Origin of the sequence: Hydrogenophaga sp. (genome assembly GCF_051860785.1) — a bacterium.
Taxonomy (GTDB): domain Bacteria; phylum Pseudomonadota; class Gammaproteobacteria; order Burkholderiales; family Burkholderiaceae_C; genus Hydrogenophaga.
Genome location: NZ_JBIMLB010000007.1, coordinates 177,813 through 196,055, shown reverse-complemented (window position 1 = coordinate 196,055; position 18,243 = coordinate 177,813). Strand labels below are relative to the sequence as shown.

The window sequence follows — 18,243 nt, the reverse complement described above, 5'->3', positions numbered from 1 at the left end:
TGGCGATGATGAAAGACCCGACAGATACCCCCCATGATGCCCCACGCCGCCGCAGATGGACGAGCCATCTGCTGCCGCTGCTGCTGGCGCTGGTGATGGCAGCGGCCTGGGGTTCGGTGGTGCAGACACAGTGGAACCTGCAAGCCCTGGCCGGGCTGGGTCTGGAAATTCCATGGGCCGATCGCATGCACACCACCGGGCAGGACCTGATGGGTTTCGCCCCAGCCTACGCCGGCATCGTGGCCATCGGCTGGCTGCCCGCGCTGGCCGTGGCCGCGTTCATCGCCAGGTGGTGGCCAGCAGGCCGCGCGCCCTTGCTCGCGGCTGCTGCGGGCGTGGGCATGGTGGCCGCCGTTCGCACGGTGGACGCCGTGGCACCCATGCCCGTGTTCATCGACGCCACGCGCCACCTGCCCGGCCTGCTGGCCATGGCCATTGGTGCGGTGCTGGGCGGACTGCTCTACGCCAGGCTGACGCGATGAAAACCATTGACGAAATGCTGCACCTGGCCCTGCTGACGCCCGACCAGCACCAACAGATCAGCGCCTGGATTGCGCAGGCAGATTCTCCGGAAGAGATTCTGAAGATGCCTGCGGCGCTGTGGCAGGCGGTAGAGCGGGCCAGCGCGGTGATGGGCGTCGATGAAGACCTTGTGCGTCCGCCATCGCTGGATGCTGGTGGGGTTGCCTTCTCCTAGGGCCTTCGGTTGCGACGGTGGGCTAGAGGGTGGGAACCGTGCCGCCGTCGATCCGGTACTCGGACCCTGCGATCGAAGCAGATCGTGGGGACGCCAGGAAAGCGATCAGATCGGCCACCTCCTGGGGTTTGGCGGGTCGCCCCACTGGAATTCCGCCCAGCCAGTCCATGACGATTTTCTTGCCGCCCTCGTAGTCGGTTCCCGCATCTGCCGCCATCCGTTCCGCAAACGCCACGGAGGCCTCGGTCTCGATCCAGCCCGGCGCCACGCTCAGCACGCGAACGCCCTTGGGTGTCACCTCTCTGGCCAGCGATTTGCTGTAAGTGGTGAGGGCACCCTTGGCAGCGGCGTAGGCGGTCGTGGACTCGGGCAGAGGCAGCACGCGCTGGATGGAGCTGACGTGAATGATGACGCCCGAGCCTCGAGCCAGCATCGTGGGCAGCAGTGCACGATCAAGCCGCACGGCAGGCATCAGGTTCAGGTTCAGCTCGGCGAACCAGTGCTCATCACTGATCGCAGCGAAACCACCACCGGGCGTCTTTGAGCCGCCGAGTACGTTGATCACAATGTCAACACCGCCCCAGTTCTGCAGAACGGTCTGAGCCAGGTGATTCGCGCCCTCCGCCGTCGACAGGTCGGCGGCGATGTAGCTCACCCCCTCCACCGGCTGCGCTGGCAGGAATCGCGCGGATGTCGCCACCCGGGCGCCGGCCTCCGCGAGGGTTTTCACGACCGCCGCCCCAAGGCCCATCGTGCCGCCGGTGACCACGGCCCTCAGGCCATTCAGGTGAAGGTCGAAGCTCATGCCGTGATCTCCAGGCTTGCGATCAGGCCGCGTTCCAGGCGGAAGCGGTACGTCAGAACGATCGGGCTACCGGGAAAGTTGCCGGTGACGTTGGCGCGGACAAGCTGGAAGCCGTCCTCCCGTTCGATGGCGAACGGCACGCTCGTCGCGCTGTACTTGGCCGACGCCTCGGCCATGAAGGCCTTGATGGCGTCGATGCCCGTGTGGGTGTGGCCATCGTCCTTCATGACGGCTTGCGCCATGAAGCAATGCGCCAAGGCCTCAGGGTTGTGTTCGGCCGCGAAGTACGCGGCAATGGGCTCGGGAAGGGTCAAGGTGTTCATGTCGATGGCTCCATAAGGTCAATGAAGGCCTCAAGGATGCGCGCCCGGCTGAATTTAGTGAATATCCTAGAATCGACAATGGCTGTGTAGAAAGGAATACATAATGCGCGGAGCTGAATTTGCCGAACTGAAAGCATTCGCTGCGGTGGTTGAGCGGGCGAGCTTTGCCCGAGCGGCAGAGCATCTCGGCCTGTCGCCTTCCGCCCTCAGTCAGACCATCCGGCAACTTGAAGGCCGCATCGGCGCTCGCCTTTTGAATCGCACCACGCGAAGCGTCGCGCCATCGGCCAGCGGCGAACTGCTCTACCGGCGCATCGCTCCGCTGTTTCGAGAGATGGCCGCCGCAGTCGCTGAAGCCAGCGAGGCGACAGGGCAGATGAGCGGCACGCTTCGCATCAACACGCTGGGGATCGCAGCAAGAACCATCATTGCGCCCAAGCTGGCACGCTTTCACAAGGCATACCCTGACGTGCTGCTCGACATCGTGGTCGACGACGCGCTGGCCGATATCGTCGTTGGCCGCTTTGACGCAGGCATCCGCGTGGGTGGGCGGCTCGAGAAAGACATGGTGGCCATCCGCCTCACGCCAGACCTGAACATGGTGGCCGTGGCGTCTCCCGACTACCTCGCTGCGCGAGGCATACCCAGGACACCCGCCGACCTGCACAGCCATTCATGCATCAACTGGCGGCTCCAGATGGACGGCAGGCACTATCGCTGGGAGTTCGAGAAAAGGGGAAAGCGAGTTGAAGTGGCGGTGGACGGCCCCGTCGTCACCAACCACGCCGACATCGGCATTGCCGCTGCGCTGAACGGACTCGGCATTGCCTACCACTTCGCGCACGATGGCGTGGGTGAACTTCTGGCCCAGGGAAGGCTGGTCCAGGTCCTCGCGGACTGGTCGATTTCACGCCCGGGACTGTTCCTCTACTACCCGAGCAGACAGCACCGACCTGCCCTTCTGGGTGCGTTCATCGACTGTCTGTTGGATCGGAAACCGTTCGATCAGCAGGGATCACCCTGAGGCTGTTGAACTGCCCTTAAGGGCATACACGCCGCGTTCAGGAATTTCTATACTGGGATTTTTCAGACGGTGTATCGACATCGCTTCGCATCCAAAGCCTGACATGAAAAACCCGTCGATACTTTTTTTCGTTGCGCTCGTGCTCCCGGTTCCAGCGGTTGCCTGCCCGATTGGCATGGTGTTCAACGGAAACGGTTGCAGCCCTCCCTATGTGTACACCGGTTGGGACATGTTGCGCGACCGTCGGGCTGCCATAGAGGCCATTGGCTCCGACAGACCCCGAAGCAACGGCATCGTCCGAAGCCCTGAGGAGTTGGCTCACCTGGAGCGCCTGCGCTTGAAAAAAGAGCAGGAAGACAAGGCAAAGCGTGAGGCGTATGCCAAAGGGATGTGGAGTGTTGATTCCACGCCCACACCCGAGGGCAATTTATGCGCCGCCTCCTTCGCCAAATACACAAGCAACATGAAAGAGGGTGTGACGGGCGGCATGGTCACCATCATGGGGTTTCAGCAACCCAAGCAAGATGCCTGGCTCATGTTTCAAGGCACGGGGCTGCCCAAGCCGCGCAACGTCACCAAGCTGAAGATCACCCTTCAGCAGGATGACGAGCCCGCCCAGACGGTTCAGGTGTTCAACTACAGAAAATCAACAGAGGTGGGCGAGGTCGCGTTTGCCGTACCGGGGTTGACGGCGGCGCTGAACGGCATGAGCGACAAGCAGAAATTCAAACTGTCGATCGACGGCGAAACGGCGATGACGATTCAATGGGCAGATGCCGCTCCGATCATTGAAAAACTCAGGCGGTGCGCACAATAGTGTGAGAACGTGGAGCCCGATTGGCAGGCGGTGGAGCGGGCCAGCGCGATGTTGGGGATTGATGACAATCTTGTGTGACCTCCAACACCGGACGCCGACGGCCGTGTCTGCAACCAAGCCGCTTCACGGCTTGAGCTCTAAGCTACCATGCTCGCTATCGGCTAGGAGCGGACACCCGCCAATGGCAGCCCTGTAGCGAAACACTGGTGAGAACGCGTCCGACGGGCTTGCCGCCGCGCAACCTCGGCGAGGACGTGTAAGCGGGTGCCGCTTTTGCCGGAAGTTTGATGCTCCCGCTGTGGTCGCCTTAGCTCCAATTCGTTGTAGCGCAATATCATGGAACGTCTCGGAACCTTGGAAGCTGCAAACGCGAAAGTCCTGGCAGACGCGCAGCGGTGCATCGATCGAATTAGGCGCCTCTGTGTCGCTTCCGTCACAACCGCGGATGATGGCGTGAGAGTTCTTCGATTGCTACGCGAGGAGGCGTACGAAGACCTGAATCAGATTCAGCACGAGCATCTAATAGTCCACGCAGCACAGTGGCTGATCCAGCAGAAGCACTGTCCAACTTCTGTGGAGTGGTCCTGGAATCCCAGGCAAACTGGCGACGACTCCGAACCTGATCTTCGAGGCACGCACGACGGTTCTGTCGTCATTTCGGCAGAGATAACCACATCACGCGACCCTGTTGGTGTCCTTGACACCCGCATGCGAAGGACACTTGCCAAGCTCGCGCTGACAGAAGGTCAGAAGTTTTACTTCGTACGAACGGAGTCGATGCGCCGCCGCGCCGCGACCAAAGTGGCAAAGGCGCAGTGGTCCATACAGGTGGTGCTACTTGGAGGGCCTAGCATTGCTCCGTAACACTGCGGTCGAGACCCACACCCACCTGCAAGGCGCCGCGAGGCGTATTGGCGAATCGTACGCCTTGCTGAGCCTCTCAGTCGGGCACGGCGCACCTTTGAGTTAGGCAACGCATGGAATCTACCGCCGACCCCATCGAGCAAGATCTTCTCTGTATTGAGCAGGAGACGCGTGATCGCTGCGTGGTCAATCTGAACGTCGATGGCACATACGCGAATGTACTCAAAGGTTGCTATGTCAAGTGCTTCGAGTTCGCTGTTTTCTCGCGCAGTCTGAAACCGAATAGCCACGCGTACTTTCTGGCGCCGGCCCTCCGAGGGATCTGTGAAGACTGTATTGCGCTTCGCTACCTACAAAGCAGGAAGCCCCCGAACGAGCGGGACGAACTCCTGATGAATCGCATGTTGTCACTGGTTTTCGACGCTGCCGCGAAGCAGCAGGCGTTCTTTCAGAAAAGGCGTGCGTTTCAACCTGTCTTCTCAGGCAAGCTGAAGGTTGCACTGCCGAAGGCAGCGCTCCCCGCAACTCGCAATATGGCGTCAGAGGTTGGGCTCGAGGATGTGTATGACTTCATGTACGCCATCACCTCCGATGTCGTCCACTTCAATCCTCGCGTGATCATTCGAAATGCTTGGGGCAAGGATAAGGAGCGGTTCGACCACTCGGTGAAAAACTTCGATGTGTACTACGCTGACTTCTGTCAAACGTACGGCATCTACTTTCTCGGTTTGCTTGCACGAGCCTTCCAGGCTGAACTTGGGTTCTCTGCGACATATATGAGTACAGTCGCCAAGCTTGAAGCGTGGCTTGACGAGAAGCTGCGTTGGCCAGAGGCGGTCACCTTCGAAGAGATGAACATTAAAGGGCCGTCCGAAGTGCTTCGGATTGTGATGAAACTGGCGAGCCAGTCGACAGGTGGCAAAGCCGCCTAACCCTCCGGTCAACCGGACGCGCCTACGGCACGCCGTTTACCTCAAACGGGGAGCGACCGCTTCAGGTCGCCGTGTTCGTGCCGGCGGAAGTCCGCATCGGGCCCGATCTCGACATTCGCCGATCGGGGTTCGGCCCAGCTTACATCTGCGAAGCTTTAACGATGACCTGGGCCACTTCCTTATTTCTCACGATCGAGAACGCATGGTGCGCGACGCGAGCTCGAAACACTTGAACGGATGCGGGTAGCGGTCCCTTCTCTTTGACGAGCTTTGCGACCTTTCCAACCGACAAGGTGTTTCGCGCACCTAGAACGACTTCGCGAAGCTGCATACGCTCGCTGAAGTCCACGTAGTAAAACCCGTTTGGGTCTCGCTTCTTGAGGTCGGCCATCGCCCGCCACTCACGCTCGTATTCCCACGCCTTTGCCTTCGTCGTCATGATCTGCCGAATGAACGACAGTCCAACGTCTTCGGTCCATTTCTCCTTCTCGAACTCGAACCTCAGGCGCTCCGGCTCGTAGTTCATCGCGTACACGTATTCCTGATCTGGATGGCCCACTGGGATGTCAAAGCCAAGGCAAAACCCGTAGTGCTTCTGAGCATAGTGAGCCCACATCACCGGACTTTTCCAGTTATCGGAGAAGCAGATCACACCCTTGGTCTTGGTGAAGTGCGCCTTGAGAGCCTTGTGCGCCTTCCGCATGAGCTTATCGCCGAGCGCATGGGAAAGTAGCTCGAATGGGTCGTTGAGTTCGCTGTATAGCGATAGCTTCATCCGCCGCTCACGAAGAATGATTTGGCCGATGTCGGCGGACGTCATGTAATACAGCCGCATACTGCGCCTTCCGTTAATCCTTGCTCTCGCGCTGGGCGTTGCTTAGAGCGACAGTCCGCTGCAGGTGTTGACTGCAGAACTCCGTGACGGTCATGTCTCTTTGAATCACTGGGCATACTCCTTCAAAAAGATTCACCTTAGCTCATCATCTCCCCGCAAGCCGCCTTTCACCTACGACGGCTCCTGGCCGATGGCCGCCATCCTAGCCGACCGCTCACCAGTGCAGAAGAACATTTGAAGGAAGTGTGACGAGCCCGGTCGATCGGCAACAAGTCGTGAAGAGCAGCAACCGCTGCATGGTTGCCCTAAGCAGAAGCCGAAACACGCACCGCCGCCGCATCCAGAAACACAAACGCATCACAAGCCGCCACAAACGCAACTGAAGTGTCGCTCTGCCCGAAGCCGTACACCAATAGCCCCGCCTCCTGAATGCGCCCAGCGAGCCCCGTGTAGTCGCTGTCGGACGAGACGATGCAGAAACCCTCCACACTGCGAGCGTGCAGCAGCTCCATGGCGTCCATGATGAGGGCGGAGTCGGTGCTGTTCTTGCGCTTGACGTAGCAGAACTGCTGGCAGGGGCGGATGGCGTGGGTGTGGAGGATCTTCTTCCATGGGGCGAGCTGGGTTGTGGTCCAGTCGCCGTACGCGCGTCGCACGGTGGGTTTGCCGTAGCCGGCGATGCGGGTCATGAGCCGCGTGGTCTGTGCGGCGTGGGCGTTTTCGGCGTCGATCAGCACGGCCAGCCTGGGCCGGGGTGTGGACGGTTGGGTTTGCATGTGTTGGCCTCTTTGTCACTGTGAACACCACCGCCACCTCACAAGGTGGCAGTGGCACGAACATGAAGGAGCCGCAACGCTTTTGATGTTGCGGCTCTTCAGGCACAGTGCACAGGACGCCAATCCAGGTCGCACCTTTTTCGTGCGACGGCGGCAGTATAGACCGGCGCTCCCGCCGATACCCTCAGGCCTTGGCGGCCAGCAGTTCCTTCGCCCGCGCCACCGCCGCGTCAGACAGCACAGCGCGTACCCCATCGAAGTCCGGCCCGCGCGTGGCGTCCAGGCCCATGCGCGAGGTGGTGCCCACGCCGGAGGCCGATGGGTCGAGTGCGGAGCCGGGCAGGCCGTCGACCATGAGCAGGTCGCGGTGCGGCTGGAAGTGGGTGGCCAGTGCCCACAGCACCTGTTCGTCGTGCGTCACGTCCACGTCGGGGTCGACGGCGATCACGGTCTTGAGGTAGGGGTCCCAGCCGAGCAGGCCCAGCATCACCTGCCGGGCCTCGCCGGGGCGCAATTGCTTGAGCGCCACGTAGGCATGGAAGTGCGTGCCGGAGTTCGGGTAATGCAGTGCGGTGACGCCGGGAAAGCGCTCCATGAGCTTTTCCGCCATCTCGGATTCGCGCGGTATGCGCGCCAGGTTCAGGTGCTCGGCGGAGTTGCCGCCCAACACATCGACCAGCATGGCTCCCTTGCGCTGCATCACCGTCTGCACCTGGAACAGGTTGTTGGTGGAGCGGTTGGACGAATAGCCGGTGAATTCGCCAAAGGGGCCTTCGTCGGCGCGCTGCGTCGGGTCGATGACACCTTCGAGCACGATCTCGGCGTGCGCCGGCACGCGGATGCCGTGTTGGGGTGTGCGCACCACTTCCAGCGGCGCACCCATCAGGCCACCGGCCACGTCGCGTTCGTCCACATCAAACGGCACGCGGGCCGAGGCCGCCAGCATGAACAGCGGATGCGCACCGATAACCATGGCCACAGGCATGGGCTTGCCGCGCTCGGTGGCAATCTGCAGCAGGCGCCACAGGTCGCCGCGCGAATGCAGGCTGGTGGCGATCTCGTTCGCCGAATGCAGCATGGAGCGGTGGTAGCTGAGGTTGCCCACGCCGGTGTCGGGGTGCTCGGACACCATCACCGCGTTGGTGATGTAGGGCGCGCGGTCACTGGCGAAGTGGTTGATCAGCGGCAGGCGCCGCAGATCAATGTCCTTGCCGGTCTGCACGACCTCCAGCACCGGACCGCTGTCCACCAGCCTGGGCGCCACGCGCTGCCGCGCGCGCTGCTGGTAGGCCTTGTGCAGGCCTTCCAGCGGCACGCCCAGCATGCGCGCCACGCGGGTGCGCGAGGCGAACACGTTGGTGGCCACACTCGCTGTGAGGCCCTGCACCCGGTCGAACACCAGCATGGGATACCGGCCCTCGAGCGCGAGCTGCTGCGCAATGGCCGTGATCTCCTGGTCCGCGCTGACTTCAACCGAAAACGCCAGCACGTCTTCCGGGTGGCGCTCGCGGTAGTCCGCCAGGAATTGCTGGAAGCCCTGGGCTTGGGGCGGCGGCGTGGTGGCTTTGGTCATGGGGCCGGGAACCTCAGGCGGTGGCGGTGGTGGGACCGGTGGCGTAGGAATCGGTCAGGCGTGCCTGGGCCTCTTCCTGCGTCTTGGGCGGTGCGCTGGTCTTGATGCCGCACAGGCGGGCAATGTTGTTGCCCAGGTAGTCCTCCAACGTGTCCTCGTCGAGGTCGATGCCATGCGGCGCGGGCCTGCACAGCATCTCCAGCTCGCGCAGCCACATGCCGGGCTCGTTGGGCGGACTGTCGGTGCCGAACACCAGCTTGTGCTTGGGCAGTTCCTTGGCGAACTCGGCGATGCGAGCCTGGAAGCACCAGCCCGACTCGACGTACACGTTGGGCGTGTCCATCGCCATCCAGAAGGTCTCGAACGAGTAGTTGCCACCGGTCTGGATGCCGAAGTGCGCGATGACGAAGTTCACCATCGGGAACTCGCGGATGATCGGATAGAACATCGTCGGGATGGTGAAGGGGCCGTCGCCGGTGTGGATCAGCACCACGGTGCCGTACTTGGCACAGACCTTCATCGCCGGGCGCAGCCAGTCCAGCGCGCGGTCGGGCCGGTAGCCGTGCATGTTGGCGTGCAGCTTGATCATCTTGAAGCCGTATTCCTTGATGTGGAATTCCAGCTCGGCCGCGCCGTTCTCGGGGCCCCAGCGTGGGTTGTAGGTGAAGTTGCCGATGAAGCGGTCGGGGTACTTCTGCGTGAGCTCGGCGATGTAGGCCATGTAGTCGCGCACGCCCTCGCGCCCGCGGCGGTTGCCGTCGCGGTAACCCGTGTTGCCCGGCGGCGGCTGGATGAAGCCCATGTCGATGCGGCGCGGCTTGCCGTTGATCATGTAGGGGCCGTCCATCAGCTTGAGCATGCGCTCGCCGTTGAAGGGGGTGCCGGTGTGGCGCCAGGCCTCGTCGACCAGGTTGGTCGGGTGCAGGTGGGTGTCAATGATCATGTGTTTGTCTCCAGATCGTCGTCAATACAGGTCGATCACCGGCTGGCGCGCCACTTGGCGGCCCAACTGCTTTTCGGCGTCTTCGAAGGTCTTGGGGTAAGGCGTGGGCTCGATGCCCACCATGCGGGCGATGTTGTTGCCCAGGTAGTCTTCGAGCGTTTCCTCGTCCAGGTTCAGGCCCTGCGGCGGGTTGGTGCACAGCACTTCCAGCAGGCGCAGCCACATGCCGGGCTCGTTGGGCGGTGTGTCGGTACCGAACAGGATCTTGTGCTTGGGCAGGGTCTTGGCGAACTCGACGATGCGCGACTGCAGGCACCAGCCGGACTCGCAGTACACGTTGGGCAGGTCCATGGCCCACTGGTAGGGCTCGAAGCAGTAGACGCCGCCCGTCTGCACGCCGAAGTGGGCCATGATGAAGTTCACCGTGGGGAACGCCTTGATCATCGGAATCCACTCGGAAGGAATGCTGTACGGGCCGTCGCCGGTGTGGAGCTTGACCGGCACGCCCAGCTCGGCGCACTTTTCAAAGGCCGGGCGCACCCAGTCGAGCGCGCGGTCGGGCCGGTAGGCGTGCATGTTGGCCTGCATCTGCACCATCTTGAAACCGTGTTCCTTGACGTAGCGCTCGATGGCCTCCACGCCGTTCTTCACGCCGCAGCGCGGGTTGTAGACGAAGCAGCCAATGAAACGATCGGGGTGTTCCTGCACGCACTTGAGCGTGTAGGCCATGTAGGCATCGATGGACTCGCGCCCACCCTTCTCGCCATCGGTCCAGGTGTAGATGGTGTTGCCCTGAGGTGGCTGGATGAAGGCCTTGTCGATGCGGCGCGGCTTGCCGTTGACGTAATAAGGGCCATCCATGGTCGCCAGCAGGCGGTCCACGGTGTAGGGCTCCCCATCGTGCCACCAGGCCAGATCGACCTGGTCGGTGGGGTAGCAGCTGATATCGATGATCATGGATCACTCTCCTGTAGATGACGGGTTGAAGCGCTTCAGGCGGCTTCCGGAGCCTCTTGAAACACGGGGGTGCCGACCGTGCAGGCGGCCAGGCGCTCACGCAGCGCCGCCTTGTCCAGGCGGCGGCCGATGAAGACGAGCTTGCTGCCGGGCTTCTCGTCCCACCACGGCATGGAGGGCTTGAGTTCGAGCAGGCGGTGCACGCCCTGCAGCACGTGGCGGCGGTCGTCATCCTGCGCATGCAGGATGCCTTTGACGCGGTAGATGTCGTCGCCGTCCACGGCGAGCAGCGCATGGAGCGACTGCATCAGGCGCTCGGTGTCGAAGGGCTGGTCGAACAGCAGAGAAACCGAGCCGACGGACGGGTCGTGGCTGTGCGGCGCGAGCATGGCCGCCACGTCGTGCGAGTGCTGCCCACGGCCCGCGTGTTCGTCATGCTCATCATGGCAATGCTCGTCGCACACATGGCCAGGGCTGCTGAAAAATTGCGGGTCCGTCGACGCCAGGGCATCGCACTCGAAGGCCTGCAGGCCCAGGATCTTGGTCAGGTCGACCCGCGCCTGCACGGTGTGCAGGATGGGCGCGTTGCTGTTCAGCGCACGGATGCGGCCTTCCAGATCGGCGAGTTGCGCTGGTGCAACCAGGTCGGTCTTGTTCAGCAGGATGCGGTCGGCCACCACGATCTGCTGCACGGCCTGGTTGTCGTGCTCGGCCAGCGCCGGGTCGTCCAAGTGCGGCTGCACGTGCAGCGCATCCACCAGCGTGACCACGCCGTCGAGCACCACTTTCTTGGCGACCTCGTTGTCCATGAAGAACGTCGCGGCCACGGGCGTGGGATCGGCCAGGCCGCTGGTCTCGACCAGGATGTGGTCGAATTGCTCCGGTCGCTCCAGCAGCATCTGCAGGGTCTTGACCAGGTCGTTGCGCACATCCACCGTGCAGCAGATGCAGCCGTTGACGATCTGGAAGATTTCCTCGTCCGAGTTGGCCATCACCAGGTCGGAGTCCACATCGACCTCGCCGAACTCGTTCTCGATCACCGCGATGCGCATGCCGTGCTTCTCGGTGAGGATGTAGTTCAGCAGCGTGGTCTTGCCGGAGCCGAGGAAGCCGGTGAGGATGGTCACCGGCACGGGCCGGCGGACGGGGGTGAATGTCATGCTCATGGAGCAACTCCTTCCTGGATGGTCTGACGGGATTTCGCTTTCAGCGCTTCGAGCACCTGCTCGGGCCGGATGGGGTAGTGGCGGAAGCGCACGCCGATGGCGTCGTAGACCGCGTTGGCGATCGCCGGGCCGATGGCGACGATGGGGTCTTCGCCCACGCCCTTGGCGCCGAACGGCCCACCCGGATCGGGCGCGGTTTCCAGGATCACCGTGTGGATCGGTGGCATGTCCATGGAGAGCGGCATCTTGTAGTCGACGAAGTTGGCGTTCAGCGAGCGGCCGGTCTTCATGTCGATCTGGTGGTCTTCGTACAGCGTGTGGCCAATGCCCTGCTGGATGCCGCCTTCGATCTGGCCGGCCGCGGCCACGGGGTGGATCACCTTGCCGATCTCGTGCACCGGCACCACCTGTGCCACCGTGATCTGGCCGGTCTCGGTGTCCACCTTCACTTCGACAAAGTGCGCGGCGAACGAATACGACTTGGTGGGGTGGTAGGTGGCGCTGCCAACGAACTGCGCGGCGGGGATGCCCTTGCGAGGCCCCACCACGTCCTTCACGGTCATGCGCCGGTCGGGGTTGCCGTTGACGAACACCCAGCCTTCCTTCACGCCGAGTTCGGCAGCGGGTGTCTCCAGCATGCCGGCGGCGCGTTCGAGCACCTGCTCCTTCACCTTGGTCGCCGCCATCTGCGCGGCGCGGCCGCCCATGTAGGTGGTATGGCTGGCGAAGGCGCCAATGTCCCATGGCACGACATTGGTGTCGCCGTGCACGCACGACACCCACTCGAACGGCACGCCGAGTTCTTCGGCCACGATCTGCGAAAGCGCGGTGTGTGCACCGGTGCCCAGGCCGGCCGTGCCGGTGAGCAGCACGACCGAGCCGTCTTCGTTCATCTTCACGATCGCGTTGCCCTGCTCCTTGATGCCGGGGTAAGCACTGCTGCCATGCATCTCGCAGCCCAGGCCCCAGCCACTCTTGACGACGCCGGGATCGCGACCGTGGCGGCGGCTGGTTTGCCACTTCACCAGTTCGCGGCCGTGGCGGATGCAGTCTTCCAGACCGTGTCCGATGATGGGGTGGTTGGACGGCGCGATATCGCCTTCTCGCACCGCGTTCATGAGCTTGAGGTCGGCCGGGTCCATGCCCAGCTTCTCGGCCGCTTCGTCCATCTGAATGTCGAGCGCGTAGTAGGTCTGCACCACGCCGTAGCCGCGAAAGGCGCCAGCAATGGGGCTGTTGGTGTAGACGCAGCGGCCTTCCAGGTGAACGTTTTCGCAGCGATACAAAGACACCAGCGCCGAGGTGCCGACGATGGTGACGCCTGGACCGTGCGAGCCGTAAGCGCCGGAGTTGAACACCACCTTCGCTTCGCGCGCTGTGATGGTGCCATCCTTCTTGAAGCCCTGGCGAAGCCAGATCTTGGCCGGGTGCCGCGAGCGGCCACCGAGGAAGGTTTCCTCACGCGTGTATTCCATGCGCACGGCTCGCTTGGTGGTCTTGGCCAGCAAGGCGCACAGGAACTCGTGTTGAAAGAGATCCTGCTTGGCGCCGAAGCCACCGCCCATGTGGTCCACCAGCACGCGCACCTTGGAGAGTGGCAGGCCCAGCACCTCGGCCATGATGCCGCGCACCATGAAGGCGGTCTGCGTGGAGATCCAAACCGTGAGGTTGCCGTTGCCGTCCCACTGGCAGGCGCACACGTTGGGCTCCATATAGGCCGGCGTGGGGCGTCCTCCTTCGTATTCGCCTTCAATGATCACGTCGGCCTCGGCAAAGCCGCGCTCCACGTCGCCGCGCTTGAACACCTGCGGCGCGAGCACGAGGTTGTGCCCGAAGCCACGGTCGTGGATGACGGGCGAGGTCGGCAGCTGCGCCTCTTCCACGGTGAACACCGCGGGCAGCGCTTCGTATTCCACTTCGATCAGGTCGAGCGCGGCCTCGGCGATTTCTTCGCTCGTGGCGGCCACGGCGGCCACGCCCTCGCCCCAGTAGCGGACGCGGTCGTCCAGGATGTACTGGTCGGGCGTGACGGAGGCGGAGCGCGGATGCGGCGAACCCGCGTGCAGCACGCGGGGCACGTTCTCGTGCGTCAGCACCGCCTTCACTCCCGGCAGGGCCAGGGCCTTGCTGGTGTCGATGCGCACGATGCGGGCGTGCGCAATCTTGCAGCGCTTGATGCGGCCGTACAGCATGCCGGGCCAGGTGAAATCGCCCGCGTACATCGCGCTGCCGGTGACCTTGCCGATCAGGTCGGTGCGCTTGACGCTGCGCCCGATCACGCTGGTGTCGTCGTCCTTCAGGTTCTGGCTCATGACGCCTCCTGTGGGGTGACAGACGTCTTGTCACAAGCGCCGCAGCCTTCGGCGGTCATGGCGATGGCGTCGATGATCTTGGAATAGCCGGTGCAGCGGCAGATGTTTCCGGCGATGGCGAAGCGGATCTCTTCCACCGTGGGCTTGGGGTTCTCGTCGAGCAGCGCCTTGGCCGCCATCACGATGCCGGGGGTGCAGAAGCCACACTGCGCCGCACCGCAGCGCATGAAGTTGTCCTGCAGCGGGTGCGTTACGTCGGCCGAGGGCTGCAGGCCTTCGATGGTGGTGATGTTGGCGCCGCGCGCTTCCACGGCCAGCACCAGACAGGAATTGACCGGCTTGCCGTCCATGATCACGGTGCACGAACCGCACTCGCCCACGTCGCAGCCCTTCTTGGTGCCAGTCAGGCCGATCTCGGTGCGCAGCGTGTCGAGCAGGCTGCGATTGAAAGCGACCGCGACCTCGCGGTCCTCGCCATTGATGGTCAGTTGAATCACTTCTCTCATACCGCCTCCTGCCAGGCTTGTTCGATGGCTCGGCGCACCAGCACCGCCACCATCTCGCGGCGGTAGTCGGCGCTGCCGCGCACGTCGCCGATGGGGCGCGACTCACCGCTGGCCGCTTCGGCGGCCTCAGCGATGGTCTGGGCGTTCAGGGGTTTCCCGCGCAGCAGCGCTTCTGCGGCCTTTGCGCGCAGCGGCATGGGAGCCACCGCGGCGAGCACGATGGCGATGTCCTTGCAGGTGTTGCCATCGATCGTCAAGGTGACAGCGGCGCCGACCGTGGCCAGTTCCATCTGCGCACGGCGGCCGTGCTTGATGTACACCTTGCCGGTGCGCGGCGGCGGTGGCGGGATCACGATGTGCGTGACGATCTCGTCGGGCTTGAGCGTGGTCTTGCCAGGACCCGTGATGAAGTTCTCCAGCGGCAGTTCGCGTTGGCCGTCGGCGCCGTAGATGAGCAGGCGCGCACCGTCGGCGATGAGCGGCGGCAGCGTGTCTGCCGAAGGCGAGGCACGGCACACGTTGCCCACCACCGTGGCGCGGTTGCGCACCTGGATGGAGGCGAAGTCGGTGGCGGCGCGCGCCAGGCTGGCGTAGTGCTTCTGCGCCAGCGGCGAGGTTTCCACCGCGCGCGTGGTGACCAGCGCACCCAGGGTGAGGCCCTGGTTCTCGTCGAAGCGGAAGTCGTCCATGCCGGGGATCTTCTTGATGTTGATCACCCGGTCGGGTTGGTGGATGTGCTCTTTCATCTGCACCAGCAGGTCGGTGCCGCCGGCGAACAGGCAGGCCTGGCCGGTGCAATGCCGCAGCAGATCCACGGCATCGCCCAGTGTGGTGGGTTCGCAGTAGTCAAAGTCTTTCATGAAGAGGTACTGGGTTCGGAGTTGGAAGAACGCCCCCGGGAGGGCCCCGTCCAGCGCCGGACTGCGCTGACGTCGATATCGAACAGGTCGAGCACGCGGCCCAGGGTGTGCTCCACCATCTGATCCAGGTTCTCGGGCATGGCGTAGAACGCCGGGACGGGCGGCGCGACGATGGCGCCCATTTCCGTCACGGTGGTCATGTTTCGCAGGTGCACCAGCGTCAGGGGCGTTTCGCGCACCATCAGCACCAGGCGCTTGCGCTCTTTGAGAATCACGTCGGCCGCGCGCGCAATCAGCGCGGAGGACGTGCCGCAAGCGATCTCGGCCAGGGTCTTCATGGAGCACGGCGCCACCACCATGCCCAGCGTGCGGTAGGAGCCGCTGGCGATGCAGGCGCCGATGTCGTCGTTCTTGTGCACCCGGTCGGCCAGCGCGGTCACGTCGGCAAGCTTGAGGTCGGTCTCGCAGGCCATGGTGAGCTGGGCCGAACGGCTGACGACCAGGTGCACCTCGATCGGCAGCGGCTGCAGCAACTGCAGCAGCCGGTGGCCGTAGACGAAGCCGGACGCGCCGGTGATGCCGACGATCAAACGATCGGGACGCTCGGCTTTCACCACGGGCTTCTTCGCCATCACAGCCCCGCCAGGCGTTTCACCGCAGTGCGTGCCTCGGCTCGCATGCGGTCCATGTCCAGGCCGGGGATGGCATCGTCCTCGACCACGATGCGGCCATCCACCAGCAGCCATTTCAGGTGCGGGCGCGAGCCGCTCACCACCGGGCCGATGGCGGGATCGTGCAGGCCCATGTAGCGCGGCTCGTCAAGCCGGTACACGGCGAAGTCGGCTGCGGCGCCCACCTCGAGTGCGCCCACGCCCTCGAAGCCGAGGATGCGCGCGCCGCCCACCGAACCCCAGTGCACCACGTCTTCCACGGTGACGATGTCAGCACCCTCCTCGCCCCGGCCTTCGGGGCGCGCGCGAGAGGCGGCACCCGCGTGCGCGCGGTGCATCAGCCAGCACTGGTGCGCTTCGCTCAGCATGTCGGCCGCTTCGTTGGACGCGGCGCCATCCACGCCCAGCGACACGGGCACCCCACGGCGCGCCAGGTCGGGCGCGGGCGCCACGCCACTGCCCAGGCGGCCATTGCTCTGCGGGCAGTGGGCCATGCCGGTGCCGGTGCGGGCCAGGATGGCGCGCTCCGCTTCAGACAGGTGCACCAGGTGCGCGAACCACACATCGGGTCCCACCCACTCGTGGCGCTCGGCGTATTCCAGCGGCAGGCAGTCGAAGGCCTCGCGGCAATGCTCGATGTAGCTCACGGTTTCGCTCAAGTGCGAATGCAGGGGAATGCCCAGTTCGCGTGCGGCGCGGGCCACGGGGCGCAGCTCTTCGGTGCGCAGGGAAATCGTGATGGTGGTGGGCGACATGGCCACGCGCGTCATGGGACGCGGGCCGTTGCGGTGCCAGCGTGCGGTGGCGCGCGCCACGTCGGACACCATGTCGTCGAGTTTCTCGGGCCGCAGGTGCGCGGGCGCGCCGGCCTCGGCGTCGCGCGTCTGGGTGGCTCCGCCGCGCAGCAGCATGAAGCGCAGGCCCAGTTGCTCGGCCTCGTCGAACAGCGCGGCCGAGGGATCGAAGCCCATGTTGGGGTAATAGACGTAGTGGTGGTCGGCCACCGTGGTGCTGCCCGAGAGCAGCAGCTCGACCATGCCCACGCGCGCGGCAAGGCGCAGCGCGGCTTCGTCGAAGCCACCCCGGTGCGCATAGGGCACGGACTTGAGCCAGGGCGTCAGCGTCTGGTCGATGCCCGCTGGCACGCCCTTGAGCAGCGACTGGAACAGGTGGTGGTGGGTGTTGACCCAGCCGGGATAGACCACGCAGTCCGTGGCGTCCAGCACCCGCTCGCCCTCTTTCGGCTTCAGGCCCCGGCCCATCTCGGTGATGGTGCCGCCGGCCACGCGGATGTCGCAGGCGCTGCTGCGCGCCTCGGCGCCGGCCTTGCCGGTGAGCACCGCCTGCGCGTTGCGCAACAGGAACGAATCGTGTTTCATCAGCTCATCTCGCTTTCGTGCCAACCTGCGAGAGCCCAACGCGAGAGCATGGCCATGGCGGTGAACAGCAGGATGCCGGTCAGGGTGATCAGCACCAGGGCCGCGAACAGGCGCGGGATGTTGAGCTGGAAGCCGGCCTGCAGGATCTGGTACGCCAGGCCGGAGGCGGTGCCGCCGGTGCCAGCCACGAATTCCGCCACCACGGCGCCGATCAGCGCCAGCCCGCTGGAAATGCGCAGACCGCCGAAGAAATACGGCAGCGCGCTCGGGATGCGCAGCCGGGCCAGCACCTGCCAGCGGTTGGCGCGGTTGAGTCGGAACAGGTTCAGCAGCCCGGGGTTGACGCTGCGCAGGCCGAGAATGGTGTTGGAAATGATCGGGAACAGCGCCACCAGCGTGGCGCAGACCACCATCGCCAACGTGGGGTTCTTGACCCAGATGATGATCAGCGGCGCGATCGCCACGATCGGCGTCACCTGCAGCACGATGGCGTACGGGAACAGGCTGATCTCCATCAATCGGCTTTGCACGAAGAGAAACGCTGCCGCCACACCCAGAACCACCGCCAGGCCGAAGGCGAGGAAAGTGATCTTGAGCGTGACCATCAACGAGCTCGACAACAAAGCCCAGTCCGCCACCAGTGTGGCGATGATCGCGCTTGGCGCGGGCACCAGGTATTCGGGCACTTTGAACCCGACACAGATGATTTCCCAGATCACCAGGATCAGGATGCCGAGCGTGACGGGGGCGCCGATGCGGACGACGGTGGGATTCATGAAAGCGGCGTTCATGGCAGGCGCTCC

General features: G+C 64.0%; 19 protein-coding genes. 5 read left to right on the top strand and 14 right to left on the bottom strand.

Annotated features, from left to right (window positions below):
- Window positions 1–8: 8 nt before the first annotated feature.
- Together ACTIF6_RS12025 and ACTIF6_RS12020 are read left to right on the top strand one after the other, a co-directional pair.
- A complete protein-coding gene (locus ACTIF6_RS12025; RefSeq protein WP_439588214.1) occupies window positions 9–482 on the top strand; it encodes a hypothetical protein in 474 nt (157 codons plus the stop codon).
- Entirely contained in the window at window positions 479–697 is a 219-nt protein-coding gene (locus ACTIF6_RS12020; RefSeq protein WP_439588213.1) for a hypothetical protein, read from the top strand. The genes ACTIF6_RS12025 and ACTIF6_RS12020 overlap by 4 nt, the downstream gene beginning before the upstream one ends.
- A gap of 22 nt (window positions 698–719) precedes the next feature.
- Here ACTIF6_RS12020 and ACTIF6_RS12015 read toward each other — a convergent pair whose 3' ends face one another.
- Complete coding sequence (locus tag ACTIF6_RS12015; RefSeq protein ID WP_439588212.1) at window positions 720–1,502, bottom strand: SDR family oxidoreductase; 783 nt, start codon at window positions 1,500–1,502, stop codon at window positions 720–722.
- Window positions 1,499–1,825 carry a nuclear transport factor 2 family protein gene (locus ACTIF6_RS12010; protein ID WP_439588211.1) on the bottom strand — a complete coding sequence of 109 codons (327 nt, stop codon included), beginning with the start codon at window positions 1,823–1,825 and terminating at the stop codon, window positions 1,499–1,501. The genes ACTIF6_RS12015 and ACTIF6_RS12010 overlap by 4 nt, the downstream gene beginning before the upstream one ends.
- 103 nt (window positions 1,826–1,928) lie before the next feature.
- On the opposite strand from ACTIF6_RS12010, the gene ACTIF6_RS12005 reads away from it, so the two are divergent.
- The 3 genes from ACTIF6_RS12005 to ACTIF6_RS11995 all read left to right on the top strand — a co-directional run bounded on the left by ACTIF6_RS12005 (window position 1,929) and on the right by ACTIF6_RS11995 (window position 5,462).
- Window positions 1,929–2,849, top strand: a complete 921-nt coding sequence (locus ACTIF6_RS12005) for a LysR family transcriptional regulator (protein WP_439588210.1) — start codon at window positions 1,929–1,931, stop codon at window positions 2,847–2,849.
- 103 nt (window positions 2,850–2,952) lie between these two features.
- Window positions 2,953–3,666 carry a hypothetical protein gene (locus ACTIF6_RS12000; protein ID WP_439588209.1) on the top strand — a complete coding sequence of 238 codons (714 nt, stop codon included), beginning with the start codon at window positions 2,953–2,955 and terminating at the stop codon, window positions 3,664–3,666.
- 977 nt (window positions 3,667–4,643) lie between these two features.
- The gene (locus ACTIF6_RS11995; RefSeq protein WP_439588208.1) at window positions 4,644–5,462 is read left to right on the top strand and encodes a DUF5677 domain-containing protein; all 819 of its coding nucleotides are present in this window, start codon (window positions 4,644–4,646) and stop codon (window positions 5,460–5,462) included.
- Between the two features lie 139 nt (window positions 5,463–5,601).
- Here ACTIF6_RS11995 and ACTIF6_RS11990 read toward each other — a convergent pair whose 3' ends face one another.
- The 12 genes from ACTIF6_RS11990 to ACTIF6_RS11935 all read right to left on the bottom strand — a co-directional run bounded on the left by ACTIF6_RS11990 (window position 5,602) and on the right by ACTIF6_RS11935 (window position 18,231).
- Entirely contained in the window at window positions 5,602–6,282 is a 681-nt protein-coding gene (locus ACTIF6_RS11990) for a DUF2971 domain-containing protein (RefSeq protein WP_439588207.1), read from the bottom strand.
- Window positions 6,283–6,602: 320 nt separating this feature from the next.
- On the bottom strand, window positions 6,603–7,073 hold the full coding sequence (locus tag ACTIF6_RS11985; protein ID WP_439588206.1) for an NYN domain-containing protein: 471 nt from the start codon (window positions 7,071–7,073) through the stop codon (window positions 6,603–6,605).
- Window positions 7,074–7,257: 184 nt separating this feature from the next.
- Window positions 7,258–8,646: a UbiD family decarboxylase gene (locus ACTIF6_RS11980; protein ID WP_439588205.1), complete on the bottom strand. Its 1,389-nt coding sequence runs from the start codon at window positions 8,644–8,646 to the stop codon at window positions 7,258–7,260.
- A 13-nt stretch (window positions 8,647–8,659) separates the two neighbouring features.
- The gene (locus ACTIF6_RS11975; protein ID WP_439588204.1) at window positions 8,660–9,589 is read right to left on the bottom strand and encodes an amidohydrolase family protein; all 930 of its coding nucleotides are present in this window, start codon (window positions 9,587–9,589) and stop codon (window positions 8,660–8,662) included.
- A gap of 21 nt (window positions 9,590–9,610) precedes the next feature.
- Window positions 9,611–10,546: an amidohydrolase family protein gene (locus tag ACTIF6_RS11970; protein WP_439588203.1), complete on the bottom strand. Its 936-nt coding sequence runs from the start codon at window positions 10,544–10,546 to the stop codon at window positions 9,611–9,613.
- A 35-nt stretch (window positions 10,547–10,581) separates the two neighbouring features.
- On the bottom strand, window positions 10,582–11,706 hold the full coding sequence (locus tag ACTIF6_RS11965; RefSeq protein ID WP_439588248.1) for a CobW family GTP-binding protein: 1,125 nt from the start codon (window positions 11,704–11,706) through the stop codon (window positions 10,582–10,584).
- 2 nt (window positions 11,707–11,708) lie between these two features.
- A complete protein-coding gene (locus ACTIF6_RS11960) occupies window positions 11,709–14,024 on the bottom strand; it encodes a xanthine dehydrogenase family protein molybdopterin-binding subunit (RefSeq protein ID WP_439588202.1) in 2,316 nt (771 codons plus the stop codon).
- Window positions 14,021–14,530, bottom strand: a complete 510-nt coding sequence (locus tag ACTIF6_RS11955) for a (2Fe-2S)-binding protein (RefSeq protein WP_439588201.1) — start codon at window positions 14,528–14,530, stop codon at window positions 14,021–14,023. The genes ACTIF6_RS11960 and ACTIF6_RS11955 overlap by 4 nt, the downstream gene beginning before the upstream one ends.
- Window positions 14,527–15,390, bottom strand: a complete 864-nt coding sequence (locus ACTIF6_RS11950; RefSeq protein ID WP_439588200.1) for an FAD binding domain-containing protein — start codon at window positions 15,388–15,390, stop codon at window positions 14,527–14,529. Before ACTIF6_RS11950 ends, ACTIF6_RS11955 begins: the two co-directional genes overlap by 4 nt.
- Window positions 15,387–16,022, bottom strand: a complete 636-nt coding sequence (locus ACTIF6_RS11945) for a UbiX family flavin prenyltransferase (RefSeq protein ID WP_439588199.1) — start codon at window positions 16,020–16,022, stop codon at window positions 15,387–15,389. Before ACTIF6_RS11945 ends, ACTIF6_RS11950 begins: the two co-directional genes overlap by 4 nt.
- Window positions 16,022–17,440 carry an amidohydrolase family protein gene (locus ACTIF6_RS11940; protein WP_439588198.1) on the bottom strand — a complete coding sequence of 473 codons (1,419 nt, stop codon included), beginning with the start codon at window positions 17,438–17,440 and terminating at the stop codon, window positions 16,022–16,024. The genes ACTIF6_RS11945 and ACTIF6_RS11940 overlap by 1 nt, the downstream gene beginning before the upstream one ends.
- Window positions 17,440–18,231, bottom strand: a complete 792-nt coding sequence (locus tag ACTIF6_RS11935; RefSeq protein WP_439588197.1) for an ABC transporter permease — start codon at window positions 18,229–18,231, stop codon at window positions 17,440–17,442. The genes ACTIF6_RS11940 and ACTIF6_RS11935 overlap by 1 nt, the downstream gene beginning before the upstream one ends.
- Between the last annotated feature and the right edge of the window lie 12 nt (window positions 18,232–18,243).

Bases quoted from the DNA above. Each gene is read 5' to 3' on its own strand.
- ACTIF6_RS12020 (WP_439588213.1), top strand. From the start codon at position 479: ATGAAAACCATTGACGAAATGCTGCACCTGGCCCTGCTGACGCCCGAC.
- ACTIF6_RS12025 (WP_439588214.1), top strand. From the start codon at position 9: ATGAAAGACCCGACAGATACCCCCCATGATGCCCCACGCCGCCGCAGA.
- ACTIF6_RS11950 (WP_439588200.1), bottom strand. From the start codon at position 15,390: ATGAAAGACTTTGACTACTGCGAACCCACCACACTGGGCGATGCCGTG.
- ACTIF6_RS11960 (WP_439588202.1), bottom strand. From the start codon at position 14,024: ATGAGCCAGAACCTGAAGGACGACGACACCAGCGTGATCGGGCGCAGC.
- ACTIF6_RS11935 (WP_439588197.1), bottom strand. From the start codon at position 18,231: ATGAACGCCGCTTTCATGAATCCCACCGTCGTCCGCATCGGCGCCCCC.
- ACTIF6_RS11985 (WP_439588206.1), bottom strand. From the start codon at position 7,073: ATGCAAACCCAACCGTCCACACCCCGGCCCAGGCTGGCCGTGCTGATC.
- ACTIF6_RS11945 (WP_439588199.1), bottom strand. From the start codon at position 16,022: ATGGCGAAGAAGCCCGTGGTGAAAGCCGAGCGTCCCGATCGTTTGATC.
- ACTIF6_RS11995 (WP_439588208.1), top strand. From the start codon at position 4,644: ATGGAATCTACCGCCGACCCCATCGAGCAAGATCTTCTCTGTATTGAG.
- ACTIF6_RS11965 (WP_439588248.1), bottom strand. From the start codon at position 11,706: ATGACATTCACCCCCGTCCGCCGGCCCGTGCCGGTGACCATCCTCACC.
- ACTIF6_RS11955 (WP_439588201.1), bottom strand. From the start codon at position 14,530: ATGAGAGAAGTGATTCAACTGACCATCAATGGCGAGGACCGCGAGGTC.
- ACTIF6_RS12005 (WP_439588210.1), top strand. From the start codon at position 1,929: ATGCGCGGAGCTGAATTTGCCGAACTGAAAGCATTCGCTGCGGTGGTT.
- ACTIF6_RS11970 (WP_439588203.1), bottom strand. From the start codon at position 10,546: ATGATCATCGATATCAGCTGCTACCCCACCGACCAGGTCGATCTGGCC.
- ACTIF6_RS11940 (WP_439588198.1), bottom strand. From the start codon at position 17,440: ATGAAACACGATTCGTTCCTGTTGCGCAACGCGCAGGCGGTGCTCACC.
- ACTIF6_RS12015 (WP_439588212.1), bottom strand. From the start codon at position 1,502: ATGAGCTTCGACCTTCACCTGAATGGCCTGAGGGCCGTGGTCACCGGC.
- ACTIF6_RS11975 (WP_439588204.1), bottom strand. From the start codon at position 9,589: ATGATCATTGACACCCACCTGCACCCGACCAACCTGGTCGACGAGGCC.
- ACTIF6_RS12000 (WP_439588209.1), top strand. From the start codon at position 2,953: ATGAAAAACCCGTCGATACTTTTTTTCGTTGCGCTCGTGCTCCCGGTT.
- ACTIF6_RS12010 (WP_439588211.1), bottom strand. From the start codon at position 1,825: ATGAACACCTTGACCCTTCCCGAGCCCATTGCCGCGTACTTCGCGGCC.
- ACTIF6_RS11990 (WP_439588207.1), bottom strand. From the start codon at position 6,282: ATGACGTCCGCCGACATCGGCCAAATCATTCTTCGTGAGCGGCGGATG.
- ACTIF6_RS11980 (WP_439588205.1), bottom strand. From the start codon at position 8,646: ATGACCAAAGCCACCACGCCGCCGCCCCAAGCCCAGGGCTTCCAGCAA.